The 20,041-nt window shown below is 55.8% G+C and carries 11 protein-coding genes; 8 read left to right on the top strand and 3 right to left on the bottom strand.

Going from position 1 to position 20,041, the window contains the following annotated elements:
- Positions 1-73: 73 nt before the first annotated feature.
- Positions 74-1,045: a glycoside hydrolase family 43 protein gene (locus tag J2I48_RS03675; RefSeq protein WP_207334038.1), complete on the bottom strand. Its 972-nt coding sequence runs from the start codon at positions 1,043-1,045 to the stop codon at positions 74-76.
- 191 nt (positions 1,046-1,236) lie between these two features.
- Between J2I48_RS03675 and J2I48_RS03670 the strand changes: the two genes are divergently transcribed.
- The 6 genes from J2I48_RS03670 (at position 1,237) to J2I48_RS03645 (ending at position 12,568) form a co-directional block, all read left to right on the top strand.
- Positions 1,237-4,386 (top strand): SusC/RagA family TonB-linked outer membrane protein, encoded by a 3,150-nt coding sequence (locus J2I48_RS03670; protein ID WP_207334037.1) that lies wholly within the window; start codon positions 1,237-1,239, stop codon positions 4,384-4,386.
- A gap of 152 nt (positions 4,387-4,538) precedes the next feature.
- Positions 4,539-6,245 carry a RagB/SusD family nutrient uptake outer membrane protein gene (locus J2I48_RS03665; protein ID WP_207334036.1) on the top strand — a complete coding sequence of 569 codons (1,707 nt, stop codon included), beginning with the start codon at positions 4,539-4,541 and terminating at the stop codon, positions 6,243-6,245.
- A gap of 345 nt (positions 6,246-6,590) precedes the next feature.
- Positions 6,591-8,597 carry a DNA topoisomerase (ATP-hydrolyzing) subunit B gene (gyrB, locus tag J2I48_RS03660; protein ID WP_207334035.1) on the top strand — a complete coding sequence of 669 codons (2,007 nt, stop codon included), beginning with the start codon at positions 6,591-6,593 and terminating at the stop codon, positions 8,595-8,597.
- 158 nt (positions 8,598-8,755) lie between these two features.
- Positions 8,756-11,101, top strand: a complete 2,346-nt coding sequence (ppk1, locus tag J2I48_RS03655; RefSeq protein WP_207334034.1) for a polyphosphate kinase 1 — start codon at positions 8,756-8,758, stop codon at positions 11,099-11,101.
- A gap of 23 nt (positions 11,102-11,124) precedes the next feature.
- Positions 11,125-11,691, top strand: a complete 567-nt coding sequence (locus J2I48_RS03650; protein ID WP_207334033.1) for a Uma2 family endonuclease — start codon at positions 11,125-11,127, stop codon at positions 11,689-11,691.
- 106 nt (positions 11,692-11,797) lie between these two features.
- Positions 11,798-12,568 (top strand): FkbM family methyltransferase, encoded by a 771-nt coding sequence (locus J2I48_RS03645; protein WP_207334032.1) that lies wholly within the window; start codon positions 11,798-11,800, stop codon positions 12,566-12,568.
- 12 nt (positions 12,569-12,580) lie between these two features.
- Here the strand turns inward: J2I48_RS03645 and J2I48_RS03640 are convergent, their stop codons facing one another.
- Positions 12,581-13,699 carry an AI-2E family transporter gene (locus J2I48_RS03640; RefSeq protein ID WP_207334031.1) on the bottom strand — a complete coding sequence of 373 codons (1,119 nt, stop codon included), beginning with the start codon at positions 13,697-13,699 and terminating at the stop codon, positions 12,581-12,583.
- A gap of 138 nt (positions 13,700-13,837) precedes the next feature.
- On the opposite strand from J2I48_RS03640, the gene J2I48_RS03635 reads away from it, so the two are divergent.
- Positions 13,838-16,063: a TonB-dependent receptor gene (locus J2I48_RS03635; RefSeq protein WP_207334030.1), complete on the top strand. Its 2,226-nt coding sequence runs from the start codon at positions 13,838-13,840 to the stop codon at positions 16,061-16,063.
- A gap of 109 nt (positions 16,064-16,172) precedes the next feature.
- Positions 16,173-18,617 carry a TonB-dependent receptor gene (locus J2I48_RS03630; RefSeq protein WP_207334029.1) on the top strand — a complete coding sequence of 815 codons (2,445 nt, stop codon included), beginning with the start codon at positions 16,173-16,175 and terminating at the stop codon, positions 18,615-18,617.
- A gap of 15 nt (positions 18,618-18,632) precedes the next feature.
- On the opposite strand, the gene J2I48_RS03625 is transcribed toward J2I48_RS03630, so the two are convergent.
- Positions 18,633-19,820 (bottom strand): LamG domain-containing protein, encoded by a 1,188-nt coding sequence (locus J2I48_RS03625; protein ID WP_229375774.1) that lies wholly within the window; start codon positions 19,818-19,820, stop codon positions 18,633-18,635.
- Positions 19,821-20,041 lie beyond the last annotated feature (221 nt).

Here is a 20,041-nt window from a genome sequence, read left to right as displayed (position 1 = left end):
AAGAGTGGCTGCTGTGACGTATTGTACTACAGCAGCCACTCTTTCACTCTTTCGCCATTCACTACTCACTCTTTCACCTCCTTGGTGTCCCAAAATTGGGGAGGCCGTTGCGGTGCCAGTGGATCCGTTGCAGGCGGGGGGTGCGTTCGTTTTCGCAGCCTTTATTGGGGCCGGGGTTAGCGTGGTACAGCAGCCAGGTTTGCCCCGTATCGGTATGAAAAAAGCACCCATGACCGGGGCCATATACATGATTACGCACTGACGTTTGAAAAACCGGGTCGGGCAGTTTCGTCCACGATTCGGCGTTCATCAGGTCGCTGTTTAACGGGGCCATCAGCAGCCCTATGGCGTAGTGATCTGTCCAGCAGCCACTGGCTGAATAAGCCAGAAACAGGTGGTCGTCATGTTTCAAAAAAGCAGGCGCCTCATTGACTTTCAGGCTATTACGCGGATTACTGGTGTCAGGATCGTGGCTGTGGCGTTCCCAGGGATGCGTTGGCGCCGATAGCAACAGCCGCTTGCCCACACAGGTCCACGGATTTTTCAACCGGCACAGGTAAATATTCTGCTGCCCGTTTTTGTCGCCCGGCCAGCCCGACCAGGCCAGGTAAAGCCGCCCGCCTACCTCCGTCACGGTACCGTCGATAGCCCATTTGTCGTCGGGCGTTTTCAGTTCACTTTTTACTGTCCAGGTACCCTCGGTGGGGTCATCGGCTTTATTTTCCAGCACCCACATCCGTGCCCTGTCGGGCGTTTTTTTGTCGGCGGCGCTGAAGTAAACATACCAGCACTGGCGGCCGGTGTCATCTTCCAGATAGTGCAGTTCGGGTGCCCAAACGTTAGCCGACAGTGGGCCAGCGGCGGGTGCCTGCCAAACGACTTTACCTTTGTCGGGGCGGAGGTCGGCTAATTCTTTCACCTTCCAGATGGTCAGGTTGGTGCGTGTAGAGTGGGTGTAGTAGTAATAGCCATTGTGGCAGATTGCCCAGGGGTCGGGGCCGTAGGGCAACAACGGATTGGGCAACGGGGCAGGCGCATGTTGCATTGGATTCGGGCGAAAGGCCAAAACTTTAACCTAGAAACCACCCGGATGCGGCGGGGTTGGCAAATGTGAGCCAAAGGGAAACAAGGCCTTACCAGATAACCTAATGTATCTACGTCTACCAACAGTACGTTTTCGATAGGCTTTTAGGGGTAAAAGGGCTAATTTTCCGACCAACGTATTAATCAACTTCTATGAAGAAACACGTACTTCTTACTCTGTTTGGTCTAATCAGCTGTTTTTCAGCTGCCTTTGCCCAACAACGAACCCTCACCGGTAAAGTAACCGACCAAAGCAACGGGCAGGAACTACCGGGCGTGTCGGTGACGGTGAAAGATAATAGCCCCACAGCACGGCAGCGCGGGGCCGTCACTGCCGCCAATGGCACCTACTCACTCAGCGTCGACAACGCCACCGTGCTGGTATTTAGCTATATCGGCTACAACTCGACCGAAGTAGCCGTGGGCAACCGCGAAACCGTGAACGTAGCCCTGGAACCGTCGAGCCGCAACCTCGACGAACTGGTTATTGTGGGCTATGGCACCCAGAAACGTGCCACCCTCACCGCCGCCGTGACGCAGTTGCGCCGCGAAGACCTGGTGGTGCGGCAGGTGGCCACGGCCTCGAACCTATTGCAGGGCCTGGCGCCGGGCGTAACGGTTACGCAGCAGTCAGGTCGGCCGGGTGCCGACGGGGCCAGTATCAACATCCGGGGGGTAGGGTCGCTGTTTGCGGGCGTTACACCCTTGCTCGTGATTGATGGCGTGCAACAGCCCGCCAACTCGCTCGAAACGCTCAACAATATCGACCCCAACAACATCGAGAGCATTACGGTGCTGAAAGATGCCGGGTCGGCGGCCATCTATGGTGCCCGCGCGGCCAACGGCGTGATTGTGGTGCGCACCCGGCGAGGTGCCACCGACGGCATTCAGATTGATTACAACGGTTTTGTGTCGAGTCAGCAGGCTACGCGCCTGCCCGAGCGCATTACGGGACTGGAGCACATGCTGCTGCGGAATCAGGCGGTGGCCAATACGTCTGGCCCCACGGCCACGCCCGAATTCAGCACCACGTTTATTGATGCCTACCGCGCTAACCCCGCCGACAATTTCCGGTATTTCGACACCAACTGGCTAGGTAGTGTGCTGAGCAACAGTGGGTTGATGCAAAACCACAACGTCAACATCAGCGGCGGTTCAGACCGGATCAAGTTCTTCGCGGCGGGTACGTTTCTCAACCAGCAGGGCCTCACGCCCAACACCAGTTTCCGCCGGTTCGACCTGCGGTTCAACACCGACGTGAAGCTGACCAAAAACCTGACGTTCCAGGGCGATTTAATCTACACCAACGCCACCGAAACCCAGCCCGGCGGCAGCACCGCCGAGTTCATCATCCGGCAGGCCATTGGCTACCCAGCCATTGGACCGGGCAAATTTGGACCGGGCCAGTATGGTGACGCGGCGCAGAGCAATTTCCGGAACCCCATCGGCTCGGCCGAGGCTAGTGGCTTCAACCGTTTCCAGCGACCCAACACCATTTTCCGGGGCAACCTGACCTACCGCCCGTTTTCGTTTATGGACGTGGAGGCGCAGTTTTCGAGCAACAGCCGCGAACAGATTCAGAAGCGGTTCCTGCAAAACTACCAGGTGTTCCGGCCCAACCTGACTACCAACAACCTCGACTTTGTGGCGAATTATCCGGGCGTAAACCAAATTTCGGACGCCATCAATCGCTCGCAGTTGAACAACTACCTGATCCAGACTAATTTTTATAAAACACTGGGGTTGAGCGAGTTGAAATTACAACTAGGTTTCCAGGCCGAAGATTTTTACACCGAAACGCTGAGTGCCTCACGCACCAACCTACCGTCTGACCAGCCGTATCAGGTGGTGGGTACGCTCAACCAGAGCAACAACAGCAGCGTGAACGACTATGCGCTGGCGGCGTTTTTCGGGCGGTTCAACTACACCTTCGACAACAAATATTTGCTGGAAGTAAACGGCCGGTATGACGGCTCGTCGCGGTTTTCGCAGCTCCAGAACCGGCAGTGGGGCTTCTTCCCCAGCGTATCGGCGGGGTGGGTCATCAGCCGCGAGAAATTCCTGAACGGCCTGGCCAACAGCGTCACGTTTGCCAAAGTGCGGGCCTCTTACGGGCAGTTGGGCAACCAGAACCTGGTGGCCCGAGACCCCGTTACCGGTGAGTTAGTGCCTGCTTATTATCCCTTCTCGGCTACGTTTGACCTGGGGCAGAATTATTTCTTCAACAACCTGCTCAATTTCGGCGTGGCCCAAACGGCGGCTGTAAACAACCAGATCACCTGGGAAACCTCGACGCAGGCCAACGTGGGTGTTGATTTGACCCTGTTCAAAAATTTCAACATCACCGCCGACATCTACCAGCGCACCATCAGCAACCTGCTGCTGCAACGTCCCATCCCAAACTTCACGGGCTTCTCGCCTGCTTTTGTCAACGCCGGGTCGATGCAAAACAACGGCTGGGAATTGAGCCTGAGCTACCGCAATCAGACCACCGGTGGGCTGAAATACAGCGTCACGGGCCTGCTGTCGGACGTGAAAAACAAGGTAATCGATCTGGGTGGACAGGACGTTATTTCGGGCCGAAACATCTCTACGCCGGGTCAGCCGGTGCGGTCGTACTACGGTTATCTGTCTGACGGTCTGTACCAAGGCGCCGATCAGGTGGCCGCCGACAATGCCCTCGACGGCGTGGCCACAACGCCCTACATTGCCGCCAACACAGCCCCCGGCGACATTCGCTACAAGGACATCAGCGGTCCCAACGGTAAACCTGACGGTGTGATCAACGGCTTCGACCGCACGATCATTGGCAACCCGTTTCCGCGGTATTCCTATAGCCTGACTACCAACCTGGCCTGGAAGGGCTTCGACCTGAACGTGTTTTTGCAGGGCGTGGGGCAGCGCGATTCGTACGTGAGCGGCAACGGTGCGTGGGCGTTCTACTCGGCTGACTTTATCTCGTCGGCCTTTGCCATTCACCGCGACGCCTGGACCCCCACCAACCCCAACGCCACCTACCCCCGCCTCACCACCGACCAGGGTACGTTTAACTGGCGCGATTCGGACTACTGGGTGCGCAACGCGGCCTACCTGCGCCTGAAAAACGTGCAGTTGGGCTACACCATCCCGGCGTCGGTATCGCAGAAGCTAAACATCCGGTCGGCCCGGATCTACGTCAGCGGGCAGAATCTGGCCACGTTCACCAATTTCCAAAAAGGTTTCGATCCTGAAAAGGAAGACCAGAACGGCGACTTCTACCCTGTCATGCGCACGACCACCGTTGGACTAAATCTGAGATTTTAATTACCCCACCTCCAACCCCTGCCCCTGAAAATCAGGGGAGGGGGCCCGCTCTACAGGAGCTTCGCCAACTTAGTAGAAAAGCGGAGCTTACACCGGAGCGGCTCCCCTCCCCTGATTTTCAGGGGCAGGGGTTGGGGGTGGGGGCACTCCATATGAAAAAGACATTTCTCATCGCAGCCATTACCCTGTTCTCATTGGGGGGCTGCAACCAGTACCTCGACCGGCAACCGCTGGACACGCCTTCGCTGGCGACGTATTTTAACAATGAGGCCGAAATGAACCTGGCCCTCACGGGGGTCTACAACGCCAGCTACTGGGTGACCGGCAACGTGCCCGCGCAGGTGTTTTTCGACCTTTATACTGACATTGGGCTGGAGCGGCAACCGGGTTTGGCATCGGGCAATTTCGACGCTACTAACCTGGCCATCGGCACCTACTGGCAGCAGATGTACCAGACCGTAACGCGAGCCAACGTAGTCATTGCGGGCATGGAACGGGGCAAAGCTGCCGTGGCGCCTGCCACGTTCAACCGGATTCAGGCCGAAGCCAAAATCCTGCGGGCCTGGGCCTATTACCACCTCATCGGCCTCTACGGTGACGTGCCTTTCTACACCGACCCGCTCACGACCGAGCAGTTCTACACACTGGGCAAAACCGACCGGAACAAGATTGCCGACTACCTCCTCACCGACCTCGACGATGCCGCCGGCAAGATCGACTGGGCCTCGCGCGAACGGGGTCGGGTGAACCGGGGCGTGGCTATTGGTACGCAGGCCAAGCTGGCCCTGCTGCTGGGCCGGTATCAGGTAGCCGCCGACGCCGCCAAAAAGGTAATCGACAGCAACGTATACGGGCTGAACCCCAATTTCGCGGCTCTGTTTACGTTGGCGGGGCAGCAAGCCAACGCGAACAGGGAGATCATGTTTGAGTTTCTGCTACCCACCGACCAGGCAAACCCCGTGTCGTACATCGCGTTGGGGCAGGGGTCACGCACGCTGAGCGGGCAGTCGGGGCGGTTCCCATTGCAGGCGCTGGTAGACAAGTTCGAAGCCATTGACGGCAAGCGCATTGACGAATCGAAGGTGTACGACCCCGCCAAACCCCGCGAAAAGCGCGACCCACGGCTGAAGTTCACCGTATCGATGGATGGTGACACGATTACGGCCACGGCCAGCAGCGTTCGGCGGCGGGCGGTATTCAACATCTACGACGCCACCACGCCCATTTTCAATTTCACCAACAACACCTACGCCCCCGGCACCAACGTAGACCTGACCAACGCCTTTGGCCCCGTGAAGAACGGCATGGGTCTGCTCTGGTCGAAATACACGCTGGATGATGCGCAGGACATGTTTATCTCGAAAACGGGCTTTGCCTATTTGCGCTACGCCGACATCCTGCTCACCTACGCCGAGGCCAAAATTGAGCTGAACCAGATCGACGCCAGCGTGACTACGGCCATGAACGCCGTGCGGAAGCGGGCGGGTATGCCCAACGTGGCCCCGGAATTGGTGGCTAGTCAGGCCAAGATGCGGCAACTGGTGCGGCGTGAAAAAGTAGTCGAGCTGGCCAATGAGGGCGTTCACCTCTTCGACATGCGCCGCTGGGGAACGGGCAAGCTGGGCCTCAACACGTTTGTGTATGGTGCGCCATTGGCCCGCGCCAAACCTGCGCCGATTCCGGCCTTCGGGGCGGCGGGTTCCGAGCGCGACCTCAACGACATCCCCGACTACACCAACGGTGATGCCCTGCGGTTCAAACGAGAGCAGCGCACGTTCATCGACCGCAACAACCTCTTCCCCATCCCCCAGCGCGAACTGGACATCAACAAGGTGCTGACGCAGAACCAGGGGTGGTAATTTTTCAGTGAACAGTACTACAGTAAGCAGTATACAGTGAAAGCGGGCCGGGCAACTGGCTCGCTTTTTTATTTTTGAGGGTGCTGGCACGAGCGAGGGGCCACCCCAAAAACCTTTCCTTCGATTACCCAAAAACTACCCGCTAAACCGCCCTAATTTCCAAGCTGTTCTGCGTACGGGTTATTCATGCCGAAAACTTCATTATAGTAAGACAACGCTTGCTATTTCGCTGGGAAATGACCAATTAATTTTGTATTTTTACAATCTGATACAAGCACTCAACGTGCCTGTTTTTCGGCTTTCCCGAGACCTTTTTTCGTCAAAAACCACATACACAAATACCGCATGACAAACGAAGTTGTTGACGCAGATATTCAGGAAGTAGCTGACCCCTCGCGGGCCAACTATGGGTCCGATAACATCCAGGTGCTCGAAGGCCTCGAAGCCGTTCGGAAACGCCCCTCGATGTACATCGGTGACGTGGGCATCAAGGGCCTGCACCACCTGATCTGGGAAGTGGTCGATAACTCTATCGACGAAGCCATGGCGGGGTACTGCGACACCATCTCAGTGGCTATCAACCCCGACAATTCAATTACCGTGAAAGACAACGGCCGGGGTATTCCGGTGGGTCTCAACAAACAAACCGGCCGCGACTCGCTCGAAGTGGTGATGACCGTGCTCCACGCCGGGGGTAAATTCGACAAAGACACCTATAAAGTATCGGGCGGCCTGCACGGCGTGGGCGTATCCTGCGTGAACGCCCTCTCGACCATGCTGCGTGTGGAAGTACACCGCGACGGCAAGGCCTACGAGCAGGAATACCACATTGGCCACCCCCAATATGACGTGCGCCAGATTGGCACCGCCACCGACACCGGCACCACCGTTCATTTCAAGCCCGACGAGTCGATTTTCGCCGAAACTACCTACCGCTACGACACCGTAGCCGGACGGTTGCGCGAGTTGGCTTACCTCAACAAAGGCATCAAAATCCAGCTTACCGACCTGCGCGAGCTTGACGAGCAGGGCAACCCGATCAACACCACCGCGTTTCATTCGGAGGGGGGCCTGAGCGAGTTTGTGAAATACCTCGACGAATCGCGCCCCGCCCTCGACGGCATGGAGCCGATTTACATGGAGAGCGAAAAAGGTAGCACCCCCGCGCAGGTGGCAATGGTGTACAACATGGAGGCGGGCGAAAACGTCCAGTCATACGTCAACAACATCAACACCCATGAGGGCGGTACCCACGTGCAGGGCTTCCGGTCGGCCATTACCCGCGTGTTTGGCAAATACCTGGAGCGTAACCCCGGCCTGATTCCGAAGAACGCCACCAAAGTGAAATTTGAAGGCGGCGACTTCCGTAAGGGCCTCACCGCCGTGGTATCGGTGAAAGTGGCCGAACCGCAGTTTGAAGGGCAAACCAAAGGCAAGCTGGGCAACCAGGAGGTGGTGAGCGCCGTGAGTCAGATCGTGGGCGAAATGCTGGAACGCTGGCTGGAAGAGAACCCCAAGAAAGCCCAGGCCATTGTGCGCAAAGTGCTGATTTCGGCGCAGGCGCGTATTGCCGCTGACCTCGCTTACTCGCGCATCATGACCGACCGCAAGGACTTCATGGGTGGCGCGGGCCTGCCCGGCAAACTCGCCGACTGCTCAGATACCGACCCCCGCGTGTGCGAACTGTATCTGGTAGAGGGTGACTCGGCCGGTGGGTCGGCCAAGCAGGGCCGTAACCGGGCGTTCCAGGCCATTTTGCCCCTGCGTGGTAAGATCCTGAACGTGGAAAAAGCCCTGGAGCACAAGATCTACGAAAACGAAGAGATCAAGAATATCTGGACGGCCCTGGGCGTTCGGCTGGAAAAACTGGGCGACGAGACGGTGATGAACCTGGAAAAACTCCGGTATCACAAGATCATCATCATGACCGATGCCGACGTTGACGGTAGCCACATCCGTACGCTGCTGCTGACGCTGTTCTTCCGCAACATGCGCGCACTGATCGAAAACGGGTACCTCTATATTGCTCAGCCACCGTTTTACCTGGTGAAGAAAGGCAAGGAAGAGCGCTACTGCTGGACCGAAGCCCAACGCGAAATTGCCGTGCGCGAACTGGCTGGCTCAGGCCGCGAAGAGAACGTACACATTCAGCGCTACAAAGGGCTGGGTGAGATGAACGCCGAGCAGCTCTGGGAAACCACCATGGATCCCGCCCGCCGCAGCCTGAAGCGCGTGACCATCGAATCGGCCGCCGACGCCGACCACGTGTTCTCGATGCTGATGGGTGATGAAGTACCACCCCGCCGCGATTTTATCGAGCGGAACGCGAAGTATGCCAAAGTAGACGTTTAGTAATAAGTTAATACGGGAACCGGGTCGAAAGGCCCGGTTTTTTGTTAATACAGAGAGACAAGAGATAAGAAGCAAGAGACAAGAGTCAGTAAGCCGCCGGGCATCTCCTGTCTCTTGCTTCTTATCTCTTGCTTCTTGCCTCTTTACCTCCTACCCCTATGTCCTCTCCTAACCAACCTCAACGCAGCCGCAACATCCTGGGCACTATTGTTTCGCGCCTCACCAACCGGGCGGGCGATGCAGGCACGGCCGATGCCACCGACCGTACCAGTCCGAAGACCGCCGCCCGCGTGAGCAATGTAGTAGAACAGAGTAACTACATTAGCCGCGACCTGAGTTGGCTAAAGTTCAACGAGCGCGTGCTCGATCAGGCCCGCAACCCCGCCCGGACGCTGATGGAACGGCTGAAGTTCTTGGCCATTACCGCCTCAAACCTCGACGAGTTTTTTACCATCCGCATTGGTAGCCTCTACAACTACCTCGACTACCATAAAGAACGTACCGATTATTCGGGGTTGCGCGAAGGCCCCTTCAAAAAGGCCCTGTTTCGGGCAGCACAGCAGTTTAGCCAGGAGCAGCAACAGGTATTTGTCAACGACCTGATGCCCATTTTCGCCGACAACGACATTGTGCTGGCCCGCTATGCCGACCTCACCGACGTCGAACAACTGCAAGCCACTGATTACTTCGACCGGACGATTTTCCCGACGCTGACGCCCATGCTCTACGACTATACGCACACCTTTCCGGTGTTGCTGGCGCGGGTGCTCATTTTCGGCGTGGTAACGCACAACCCTCACACCACGTCGGCCCGGCGCGATGAAGATGACGAAGACGATAGTCAGCGGCTTTCGTTCGTGCAGATTCCGGCCAACCTGCCCCGGTTTATGCCCTTCGACCGCGACGAGGCCATCGTGTTTTTGCCCATCGAAGAGATCGTCCGCCAGCACATTCACAAGCTCTACCGCAACGTGAGTATTTCGTCGGTGAACCTGTTTAAGATCACCCGCAACGGCGATTTTGCCCTGGACGAAAGCGAAGACGACGACGAAGTCGACTTTCTGGACGAGATCAGGCAGAAGATAAAAAACCGCCGACTGGGGCGCGTGGTGCGGGTAGAGGTAGAAGCCGAAAGCATGACCTCGGCGGCCTCGTCGTGGATGATTAACCTGCTGAAAAAACGCTGGGAAATTGACGACAGCAACCTGTTCGAAGCCACCCGAATCATCGACTTCACCAGCCTGTGGCAGATTATCCGCCACCCGGAGTTTAAAAACGACATGCCCGCGCCGCACCCACCCGTGCCGCCGGTGGGGCTAGAGCGCGAAAAAATCGGCGATATTTTCGAGGCCATTCGGGAGCGCGACATCCTGATGCACCACCCCTATAACAACTTCGAGCCCGTACTACAACTGCTGGAACAGGCCGCCGAAGACCCTAACGTGCTGGCTATCAAGCTCACCGTATACCGCCTGGCTAAACGGTCGCGCATTACGGAGGCGTTGTTGAAAGCCGCCGAAAATGGCAAGCACGTGTCGGTCTTGTTTGAGGTGAAGGCCCGTTTCGATGAGGAAAACAACATCCGCGAGGCGCAGCGTTTGCAAAAAGCGGGTTGCTTTGTCATCTATGGCATCAGCCGGTTCAAGACCCACACGAAGCTGCTATTGGTGGTGCGCAACGAGGGCAGCCGCGTGGTGCGCTACGCCCACCTCTCCAGCGGCAACTACAACGAAGACACCGCCCGGATGTATACCGACATTGGGCTGCTGACCACGAGCGAGACGTATACCAACGACATTTCGGAGTTTTTCAACGTCATCACGGGCCACTCGCTGCCCAGCGGCTACCAGTACCTGCTCACCGCCCCCCGCGACATGCGCAACCAGCTGGTCGACCTGATCCGCACCGAAGCCGACCACGCCCGGCGCGGGCTGAGCAGCGGTATCTGCATCAAGATCAATTCGCTGGAAGACAAAACGGTGATTGATGAGTTGTATGCCGCCTCGCAGGCGGGCGTACCCATCCGGCTGATTGTGCGGGGCATTTGCTGCCTGCGTCCGGGCCGGAAGGGGCTGAGCGAAAACATCACCATCCGCTCTATCGTGGGCGATTACCTGGAGCACACCCGCATTTTTTACTTCCACAACCTGGGCGAACCCAAGATCTACGGCGGTAGCGCCGACGTGATGGTCCGCAGCTTCGACCGGCGTATCGAGTCGTTGTTTTACCTCGCCGATTTGCGGGTACGTCAGCAGGCCATCCTGATCCTGGATTATAACCTGCTCGACACCGTCAATGCCTACGAGCTACAGGAAGACGGCACCTACAAAAAGTGTGAACCCGCCGAAGGCACCGAACCATTCAATATCCAGCAGCGCTTCTTCGACGTGACCGAAGCCGACGTGATGCAGGCCCAGCTCTTCGACGAAATCATCATCCCCCCCGTCGCCGATGTGCCCGCCGACATGACCGAGGGAGCCGACAGCACCATTGCCACGATTTAGCAGGAAAAGCTTAGTTTAGTTCCATGGAAACAGTACGGATGCATTTTGCGGAAGACATGCGGTTTACTGACGACGAATTTGTGCGGTTTTGTCAGGACAACCCTTCGCTGCGTTTTGAGCGCCGGAAAAACGGTGATATCATACTTATGAGCTTAACAGGTGGCGAGACAGGCAACCGGAACTTTGAATTGAGTATTGACTTCGGCATCTGGAACCGGCAAGCGAAGTGGGGCTATTTCTTTGATTCATCCACGGCGTTTCGGTTGCCTGACACGTCGGTGCTATCGCCCGACGTGGCGGGCGTGAGTCGGGCGCGTTGGGAAGCACTCTCCGAGCAGCAACGACGTAAGTTCGTCCCCCTCTGCCCCGACTTTGTGCTGGAACTGAAATCACCTTCTGACCGGCTGGCCGATGCTAAACAAAAGATGGTCGATTGGATGGATAATGGTTGCCAGCTAGGCTGGCTAATTGATGCTGACACGCGAACGGCCTACGTATACCGCCCTGATAGTGAAGCTGAAGAAATCACCAACCTGACCTGCCTCTCGGGCGAAGCAATATTGCCTGGTTTTACGCTTTCATTGTTCTAGTTTTAGTGCAGGTCGAGTTGTACAACGGGTGTTTTGGTTGCCAGAGGTGCCGACAGCATCATTGCCACAATCTAAGAGTCAGCAGGATGGTGTAAAAAGCAACACTATGGAAACAAAGCCATTGGTAAAGAGCCTGTCACAATTGGGCGATTTAATACAGTCCGTGTATAGACGATTGGTACCAGATAAAGAGTCGCCTACATTCTGGATCAATAAGTACCTTGCCAATACCAGTTTAACCATAGTTCAGATAGGGTCAAACGATGGCGTTAGTGGCGACCCTATCTTTAAACTAGTCAAGAAAAACACAAACTGGCAGGTCCTTTTTGTTGAACCTGTACCTTATTTATTTGATAGGCTAAAAAAGAATTATACGCAAGACTCAAGGTTCCTGTTTGAAAATGCCGCTATCAATGATGGTACAAACCAGGTTTTCTATTCAGTAAGCGAAGACGCCAATAACTACATCGCCAACTTGCCACCGTGGTATGACCAACTGGGTTCGTTCAACAGAGGAAACATAGTGCATCATCTAGATGGTATTTTGGAACCATATATTATAGCTACAGACGTTAATGGACTGACATTGAGCCAATTATTAACAAAAAACAAGATTAATCGCCTGGATTTATTACATATCGACACAGAGGGTTATGATTATAAAATTCTCTCCCAACTCGATTTAAAAACGTATAACCCAACGCTTATTTTGTTTGAGTATGTGCACCTGCAAGACGCTGAAAAAGCGGAGGCCCTCACTTTTTTGAAGGAGTCGTATCATATTTTCAGATTCAGAGGCGATTTCCTTTGTTTTGCTAAAACAAAAATGAGTGAACGTGATTTCACTACACTGAAGGAAAAACTAATCACCGAATAGAAATTAGCTGCGTTACCCCTCGGTGATAGTGGCTTTGCGGCGGCGTTTGGGGAGGCGGAACAGCTTGCTTCCCTCCTGTTCGGGGGTTTGGTCGCCGAGGAGTACGCCCCACGCCCGCAGGCTGTCGACACGGTCGAAGATGATTTTCAGGATGGCAATGGCCGGGATAGACAAAAACATACCCGATACGCCCGCCAGCGCCCCGCCAATGAGCACCGCCACGATAGACACCAGCGCGTTGATCTTCACTTTCGAGGCCACTATGAACGGTACCAGCAGGTTGTTATCAATGAACTGTACGAGCAGGAATACCCCCACCACACCCAACCCGACAGACAGATCAGGTTGGTAGCTCATAGCCACCAGCACCGTGAGCAACGTGGCCACCAGGCCTCCGATGTAGGGAATCAGGTTCAGGATGGCGGCCATCACACCCAGCAGAATAGCATCCTGGACTTTTAGCAGAAATAGTCCTGCCGAATTGAGCACCGCTACGCAGGTAGTCTCGATCAGCAGGCCTACCACATAGCTCTGGATAACGGCCTTCATTTCGCCCAGCACCTCGCGCACTCGGTCGGCGTGGCGTTGCGGAAAGAGCACTACCACAAAGTGGAGCAGCATGGTGCGGTAGTACAGCAGCAAAAACACGTAGATCGGCAGCAGAATCAGCGTACCCAGCGGACCAGTGATAATACCCAGTGTATCGGCACTTTGCAGACTGGAAAGCGTCTCGGATTGTGCTTTCTGAATGTATTTGGCCTGCTGCCCGTAGCTCACGTGAAACTGACTGCGCACCCAACTCTGAACACTATGATACACCTCGCCCAGGTGCTGTTTCAGTTTGGGCAGGTCCTCGGCAAAGTTGCTTAGCTGCACTGATAGCAGTATGGTGAAGCCTGCAATGACCACAATAGCCAGCACCAGGGCTAAACTGATAGCGATTACTTTGTGCATACCGCGCCTGATAAGCCAGCCTTCCACCGGGCGGAGCAAAACGGCCAGCAAACCAGCCATGGCCAGGGGCACCAGGATGTCCTGCCCCAGATAAATAGCCAGCGTGATAATAGCCAGCGACAGGAGCGTGTGCGACAGCTGATGATAATGAGGGTTGTCTGACGATTCAGAAGTCATTGGTGTCGTGTTGAGTGGGGGGAAGTGAAACAGGCCCTCTAGTTAGGCAAACTAAACGGTTCAGGCCTGAAAAGTTATTCTACACAGATTTGCATCCTATTCAGTCGGTAGCTTTACGGTTGAATACAACAAATCGCTATGGTCAAACACTTACTTTTTGCGCTCTGTCTGTTGGCGGGCGCAGCCACTGCGGGCTTTTCCCAATCGTCGCCGGTGGCGTTTCAGGTACTCGACAGCCTCACGCAACAGCCCCTGATGGGCGTTACCATCCGCACCACAAAAGCACCCGTGGTGGGTGATATCACCGACGTGGCGGGCCGGGCCAAACTTACCCTACCCACCGGTGAAGCCACCATTCAGATCAGCCTGGTAGGCTATACCACGCAGCAACGCGCACTCACGATCCCCCTCAGCAGTCCTGATTCGGCCATTATGGTGCGGTTGGCCGCCGCCCAGGAGGTGCTGGAAGAAGTGACCGTCACGTCGACCCGGACCAATTCGCGCATTGAAGACCTACCGATTAAGGTAGAGGTACTGGGGCAGGACGATATGGACGAAGAAGCCGCCGTGGTGCCCGGCAACGTGGGCAGCATCCTGGGCGACATTTCGATTATTCACATTCAGCGCACCTCACTGGCCACCAACAACCAGGGCGTCAGGATGCAGGGGCTTGACCCAAAATATACCCAGATTCTGCGCGACGGGCTGCCGCTGTACGAAGGCTTTTCGGGCAACCTGGGCGTACTGCAAATACCGCCGCTGGACCTCAAGCAGGTGGAAATCGTGAAAGGATCGGCCTCTACGCTCTACGGTGGCGGGGCCATTGGCGGTCTAATCAACCTGGTGTCGCGGCGGCCGGGTGTTGAACCCGAACTGACCGTGGTGGCTAACCGGAGCACCCTGCGCGAAAGCAACCTGAACGCGTATGGCAGCAAGCAGTTTACTGAGACCTTCGGGGCCACGCTCTTTGCTGGTTACACCAACCAGCCCGCCGTTGACGTCAACGGCGATGGGCTGTCGGACGTGCCGCTGATCGAGCAGTTTACCATTCACCCGCGCCTGTTCTACACGCCCAATGCCCGCAACCGTATCAACGCGGGGTATGCCCTGGTAACCGAACGGCGCGACGGTGGGTTTGTCTCTGAAGTAGGTACGGTTCCCAACGGTGCCAATCCTTACTTCCAGGCCAACAAACTGCTGCGCCATACCGGCGACGTGACCTACGACCATACCTTCGGCGAAAACCACACGCTGACCCTGCGCGGTACCGTCAGCACGTTCAACCGGAAGCAGAACGACGCGGGGTTTCGGTTCAACGCCAGTCAGATTTCGGGCTATGCCGAAGCCAGCGATTACCTCAAGCACGGTGCCCACACCATGGTAACGGGCATAAACCTGACTACCGAACAGTTTACGAAGGGCTTTACAGACGGCTCGTTCCTGACCGATTTCACCTACAATACCGTCGGCGCGTTTGTGCAGGACGACTACGCGCTGAGCAAGGTTGTGACCCTCCAAGGCGGACTACGGCTTGACCACCATAACGTGTTTGGTAGCTTCTTTTTGCCCCGACTGTCTATCCTGACCAAGCCGGGCGAACACTGGACCATCCGCACGAGCGTGGGCACGGGCTACAAAACGCCCAACGTCTTTGCCAACGTGGTCACGGGCGAACCCGCCGCCAGCACCCGCTACCGCAACCTGCTGCCGCTGGCCCCCAACATCCAGTCCGAACGGTCGCTGGGCCTGAACATGGACGTAGCCTACCGGGGCAACATCGGCGAACATTTCTCGGTGCAACTCGATCAGGCGTTTTTCTACACCTACGTCAGCAACCCTGTAGTAGCGCTACTTGCCCCTACCATAGACCCTGACCCGCGTCCGCTTACCGAACTCCGCAACGCACCCTTCAACTACCGCAGCATTGGCACGGACACCTACCTGCGTATGGAATACGACGCACTGGCGTTTTACCTGGGTTACAACCACACCGAAGCCCGGCGCGTGGACACGAGCACGCCCACCTACATTCCGTTTAACCCCCGCGACAAGTTTTCGCTAACAGTGGCCTACGACATTGAAGGCAAATGGCGCATGGGTATCGAGTCGAGCTGGGTGGGCGATCAGTACCTGTATAACAACCAGTCGGTGCCAAATTATTACTTCTGGGCTTTGGCCGTCGAGCGTATGTTTGGCCCGCTGCACATTATCCTGAATGCCGAAAACCTGTTCAACGTCCAGCAGATCAACCTCACCGGCCCTGTCTATGCCGGCGATGTGCGAAACCCTTCCTTCGCCCCCCTTTGGGCACCGCAGGAAGGCCGCATCGTGAACCTGGCGTTGAAATATCAATTACATCATTAACAGTTTTGAGTTTTCAGTTGCTTCGCGCATTGGCGCAGGGCGGGGGCGGTCCCGCGTCCGGGCTACGCCGAAGCAACATCAAACGCTAAACTGAAAAATCCCCTTCACCATGAAACATCTCTTCTACCTTCTCCTCCTCTCCTTCCCCACCTTGGCGCAGACCGTTCCGGGGCATATTGGCGGGCAGGTGATAGACGAGGCCACAAAGCTACCACTGCCCTTTGCTACGGTGGCCGCTTACCAGCACGTCAGCGAGAAAGACAGCCTGGTGGGTGGTGCCCAAACCGACGACAAAGGTCATTTTTCAGTAGATAAACTACCCGCCGGACCACTGACGCTACGGGCATCGTTTGTTGGCTATGTAACTGTAAACAAAGTAGTTAGCGAAGCTGACCGTACCAATGACGTAACGCTATCGGTGCAGCCCGACGCAAAACAACTGAAAGAAGTTGAAGTGAAAGCTGAGAAAGGCACGGTGTCGCTGAGCATGGAAAAACGCACCTTCGACGTGGGCAAGAACCTGACCACCATTGGCGGTACGGCCGAAAACGTACTCAAAAACGTGCCCTCTATTTCGGTCGATGAAAGCGGCAACGCCACGCTGCGCAACCTGGCCACCACGATCTATATCAACGGCAAACCCACCCAACTCACGCTGGCGCAGATACCGGCCAACCAGATTGAAACCGTCGAAGTGATCACCAACCCGCCCGCCCGCTACGACGCCTCTACGTCGGGCGGGATTGTGAACCTGGTGCTGAAGAAAAACCGGGCGCCGGGCTATTCGGGTATTGCCACGCTGGGGGTGGGCAACAATAGCCGCTACGATGCCTCGGCCAACGTAGAATGGCGACGCGGGCCGTGGAGCCTCACGGGCCTATATGCGTTTAATGCCACCCAAAACCCCGTCACCGGCTCGGTGCGGCGCATTAACCGCGACGCGGCGGGCACCGCACTGAATTACTTCGAGCAAAACACGCTGACCAACCTCGACAACCGGTTTCACAACGGGCGACTGGCGGCGGAGTACACGCCCAATGCGCAGAACGTATTTTCGGTGGCGGCTACGCTGGCGTCTGGGGCGTTCAACACGGTGAGCAACCAACCCTACTTTACGTATTCGGCCAACCGCACATTGACGGGCTACGGCAACCGCCAAACGGTGCCTCAGAATGACTTCAGCAACCTCGGCCTTGAGTTCGATTATAAGCACAATTTTGCCCGAAAAGGCCGCGAACTGGCTCTGTTGACGTCGTTTACCCGCAACCAGTTTAGCAACGCTGCCGATTGGCTCACTACTTCTCTGCTGACTGATGGTGGCACGTTGCCAGGCGTTTCGCAGCCAGGCTACCCCGAACGTGACCGCATCGACGGTAAGACCACAGGCAGTCAGTACCTGGCCCAGCTGGACTATGTTCATCCCCTAAGCGACTCGTCGAAGCTGGAAATGGGTTTGCGGAGCTTTACCTACGCCCGCGACCAACGGTACTTTTTCAACCAACTCGACAACACCACGCAGGCTTACAACCTGCTCACCAACTATTCGCAAAACGCCCAGATCACCGAGACTGTTAACGCCGTCTACATACTGTACACCAGTAAGTTACGCCACAACTTCAGTCTACAGGCGGGTCTGAGGCTAGAGCAGTCAAGCCTGAACGGGCTGTCGCGGTTCGACGGGAGCAGCTTCGGGTATTATTTCCCCGGCAAGAATGGTGAGAACCTGATTCGGGCGTTTTTCCCGTCGTTTTCGCTCACCAAAATGCTTAGCCCCACCCGCGAAATCGGGCTTAGCCTGAGCCGCAAGGTAGGTCGCCCTAATTTCCGCCATGTGTTTGTCGGTATTCAGGCCAACGACCGGCAAAACATCACGATTGGTAACCCGTCTGTGCAGCCTGAATTTATCAACACCGCCGAACTGAACTACAGCACGTCGTGGGGGCAGATGAGCTGGCTTGCCACGGCCTATTATATCCTGGAAGACCACACCATAAAGCCCATTACCTACACCTCGCCCACCGACCCGACGGTACTCATTACCACCTTCCAGAACATCACCGCCGAGGTGCAATATGGGGTTGAACAAACCCTGAAAGTTAGCCTGGGGCGTAACCTGAGCGGTTTTGTCAACGTCAACGCCCGCAACTTCAGTGTTCAGTCGACCACATTGCAAAACTCGTCGTGGACGTATAACGGCAAGCTCAACCTGACGTACAAATTCCCCGCCAACATCTCGGCGCAGGCCACCATCAACCGCGATGCGCGGGTGGCGGCACTGCAAGGCTACCGCGAGGCTGTAAACGGCGCTGACCTGGCCGTGCGCAAAGGTTTTTGGCAAAACCGGGCCAGCGTAGCGTTGATTGTCAACGACGTGTTCAACTCGCGCCGGTTTATCTCTATCTACGACCAACCCCTTGCCTACCAGACCACCACCGGTCGCCGCGAGGTACGTTTCTACAAACTAGTGCTGCAAATTCCCCTGGGCAAACCCCAGGACGGCCGCAAACGCAACGACCGCAAACTAGACCGCCCGGATGTAGATTTCAGCAACTAAAGAGGTTTAACCTCTTCAGTTGCTAAATCGGATACCGTCTGTATCGGCAAACCTGGCAATTAGGCCCCAGCCGTAAAAGTAGTTGGCTAAACCAACCAGGATTTCATTCTCACCTTGCTTCAAGGGTAGACGTATCGTGACATTCTCAATAGTGCACCGGCCATTTTGTTGTGCATTTGGTGTGCCGAAATAGTTTTTACCGGTATGAACAATTTGTCCGTTTACAAACAGCCAGACTTCGTCACTGAAGCCCAGTAACATTGTTTTTTCCTGGTCATGGTCAGCATACACGCTGGTCTTAAGCCAGGCCAGTCGGCGGCCATCGTTAGCTACGCCGCCGTACTTACTCGACAGGTTGACCATCGCTCTTCGATTCGCTTCGATACGCTCCCAGGTCGTGGTACTGTCTGGCAAGTCAGATTGGGTTAGCGTGCCATACATGCTCGGCAATGGGAACAAGGGCTCTTTGCCAAAGGGAAAGTTGATGGCACCCGTCACCTGCCAATGCCTCAGGTAGCGGGTGTCTGCTGCCAAAGGGTTGTAGCCAGATTCGGGCGGTAGGCTTTCCGTACGGGTGGGGTCAATTTGCACATTGGCATAGATCACATTTCCTGCCAGTGATAGACCCCCCGTAGTGGTAACAGCTTCCAGGTGAGGAATATGAAGCGCAGGGGTCTTCATATCATTGACATAGGCTTTCATTTGCCTGCCGGAGACAACAAGCTTTACGTGGTTCCACCCTTGCTGGTAGATGGTAGCACCCGTTTGGTAGTCGTCAGCCAGGTCCCACATGCTCACGCCATCAACAACCGGTGCATATTGCAATGTCGTGCGTACCTCAGGGGGCACAGGCCCAAACGACCTGATATAGACGTTTTCGCTATGCTTCTTATCAGCCGACAGGCGAAAGTTGACCCCTGGAAATCCGACTCCGGTAAGTTCAACATCAAATTCAATCGTCCCATCGGTGAATGGTAGGTCTTTAAGGAAGAGCTGATAGAAGGCCTTATTTTTGCCTCGCACTGCTTTCACCGACCGGTGCGTGATAAACTCAACCTTACTGGAATCGAACGTCCAATACGTTGGCTCCATTGGTATACTGATCGTACCAGTTACTTTCTTGGCCGATCTCGCCGGTTGTGCCATCACCGACAATACACTGAGCGTGCACACACAGATACTGACTACTACGTTTGGTGCCATAGGAATGCGTGTTAGGTTGACGATTTATTGATTAAGCCAAAGCTATGGCAGGGTCAGCAAAGGCTACTGATCAAGAATTGTTCAACTCTGTTCAAGTTGTATCACGCTGATAATGAATGGATAAAGAGGGTGTCTATTGGCATCAGTGCCGATTGAAAATTGAAGAAAAACTAGGCTGGGGGGCAAGCCAGACCTGGCAGAGCGTCGACTTCGAACGGCTC

This window comes from Fibrella aquatilis (genome assembly GCF_017353255.1).
Taxonomy (GTDB): Bacteria; Bacteroidota; Bacteroidia; order Cytophagales; family Spirosomataceae; genus Fibrella; species Fibrella aquatilis.
Note: the sequence above shows the minus strand (reverse complement) of the source record. Positions and strands in the feature narration are given on the sequence as shown.

What these genes read in the sequence shown, in the direction of transcription:
- J2I48_RS03670 (WP_207334037.1), top strand. Translation starts at nt 1,237, where the DNA reads ATGAAGAAACACGTACTTCTTACTCTGTTTGGTCTAATCAGCTGTTTT.
- ppk1 (WP_207334034.1), top strand. Translation starts at nt 8,756, where the DNA reads ATGTCCTCTCCTAACCAACCTCAACGCAGCCGCAACATCCTGGGCACT.
- J2I48_RS03625 (WP_229375774.1), bottom strand. Translation starts at nt 19,820, where the DNA reads ATGGCACCAAACGTAGTAGTCAGTATCTGTGTGTGCACGCTCAGTGTA.
- J2I48_RS03650 (WP_207334033.1), top strand. Translation starts at nt 11,125, where the DNA reads ATGGAAACAGTACGGATGCATTTTGCGGAAGACATGCGGTTTACTGAC.
- J2I48_RS03665 (WP_207334036.1), top strand. Translation starts at nt 4,539, where the DNA reads ATGAAAAAGACATTTCTCATCGCAGCCATTACCCTGTTCTCATTGGGG.
- J2I48_RS03635 (WP_207334030.1), top strand. Translation starts at nt 13,838, where the DNA reads ATGGTCAAACACTTACTTTTTGCGCTCTGTCTGTTGGCGGGCGCAGCC.
- J2I48_RS03675 (WP_207334038.1), bottom strand. Translation starts at nt 1,045, where the DNA reads ATGCAACATGCGCCTGCCCCGTTGCCCAATCCGTTGTTGCCCTACGGC.
- J2I48_RS03640 (WP_207334031.1), bottom strand. Translation starts at nt 13,699, where the DNA reads ATGACTTCTGAATCGTCAGACAACCCTCATTATCATCAGCTGTCGCAC.
- J2I48_RS03630 (WP_207334029.1), top strand. Translation starts at nt 16,173, where the DNA reads ATGAAACATCTCTTCTACCTTCTCCTCCTCTCCTTCCCCACCTTGGCG.
- gyrB (WP_207334035.1), top strand. Translation starts at nt 6,591, where the DNA reads ATGACAAACGAAGTTGTTGACGCAGATATTCAGGAAGTAGCTGACCCC.
- J2I48_RS03645 (WP_207334032.1), top strand. Translation starts at nt 11,798, where the DNA reads ATGGAAACAAAGCCATTGGTAAAGAGCCTGTCACAATTGGGCGATTTA.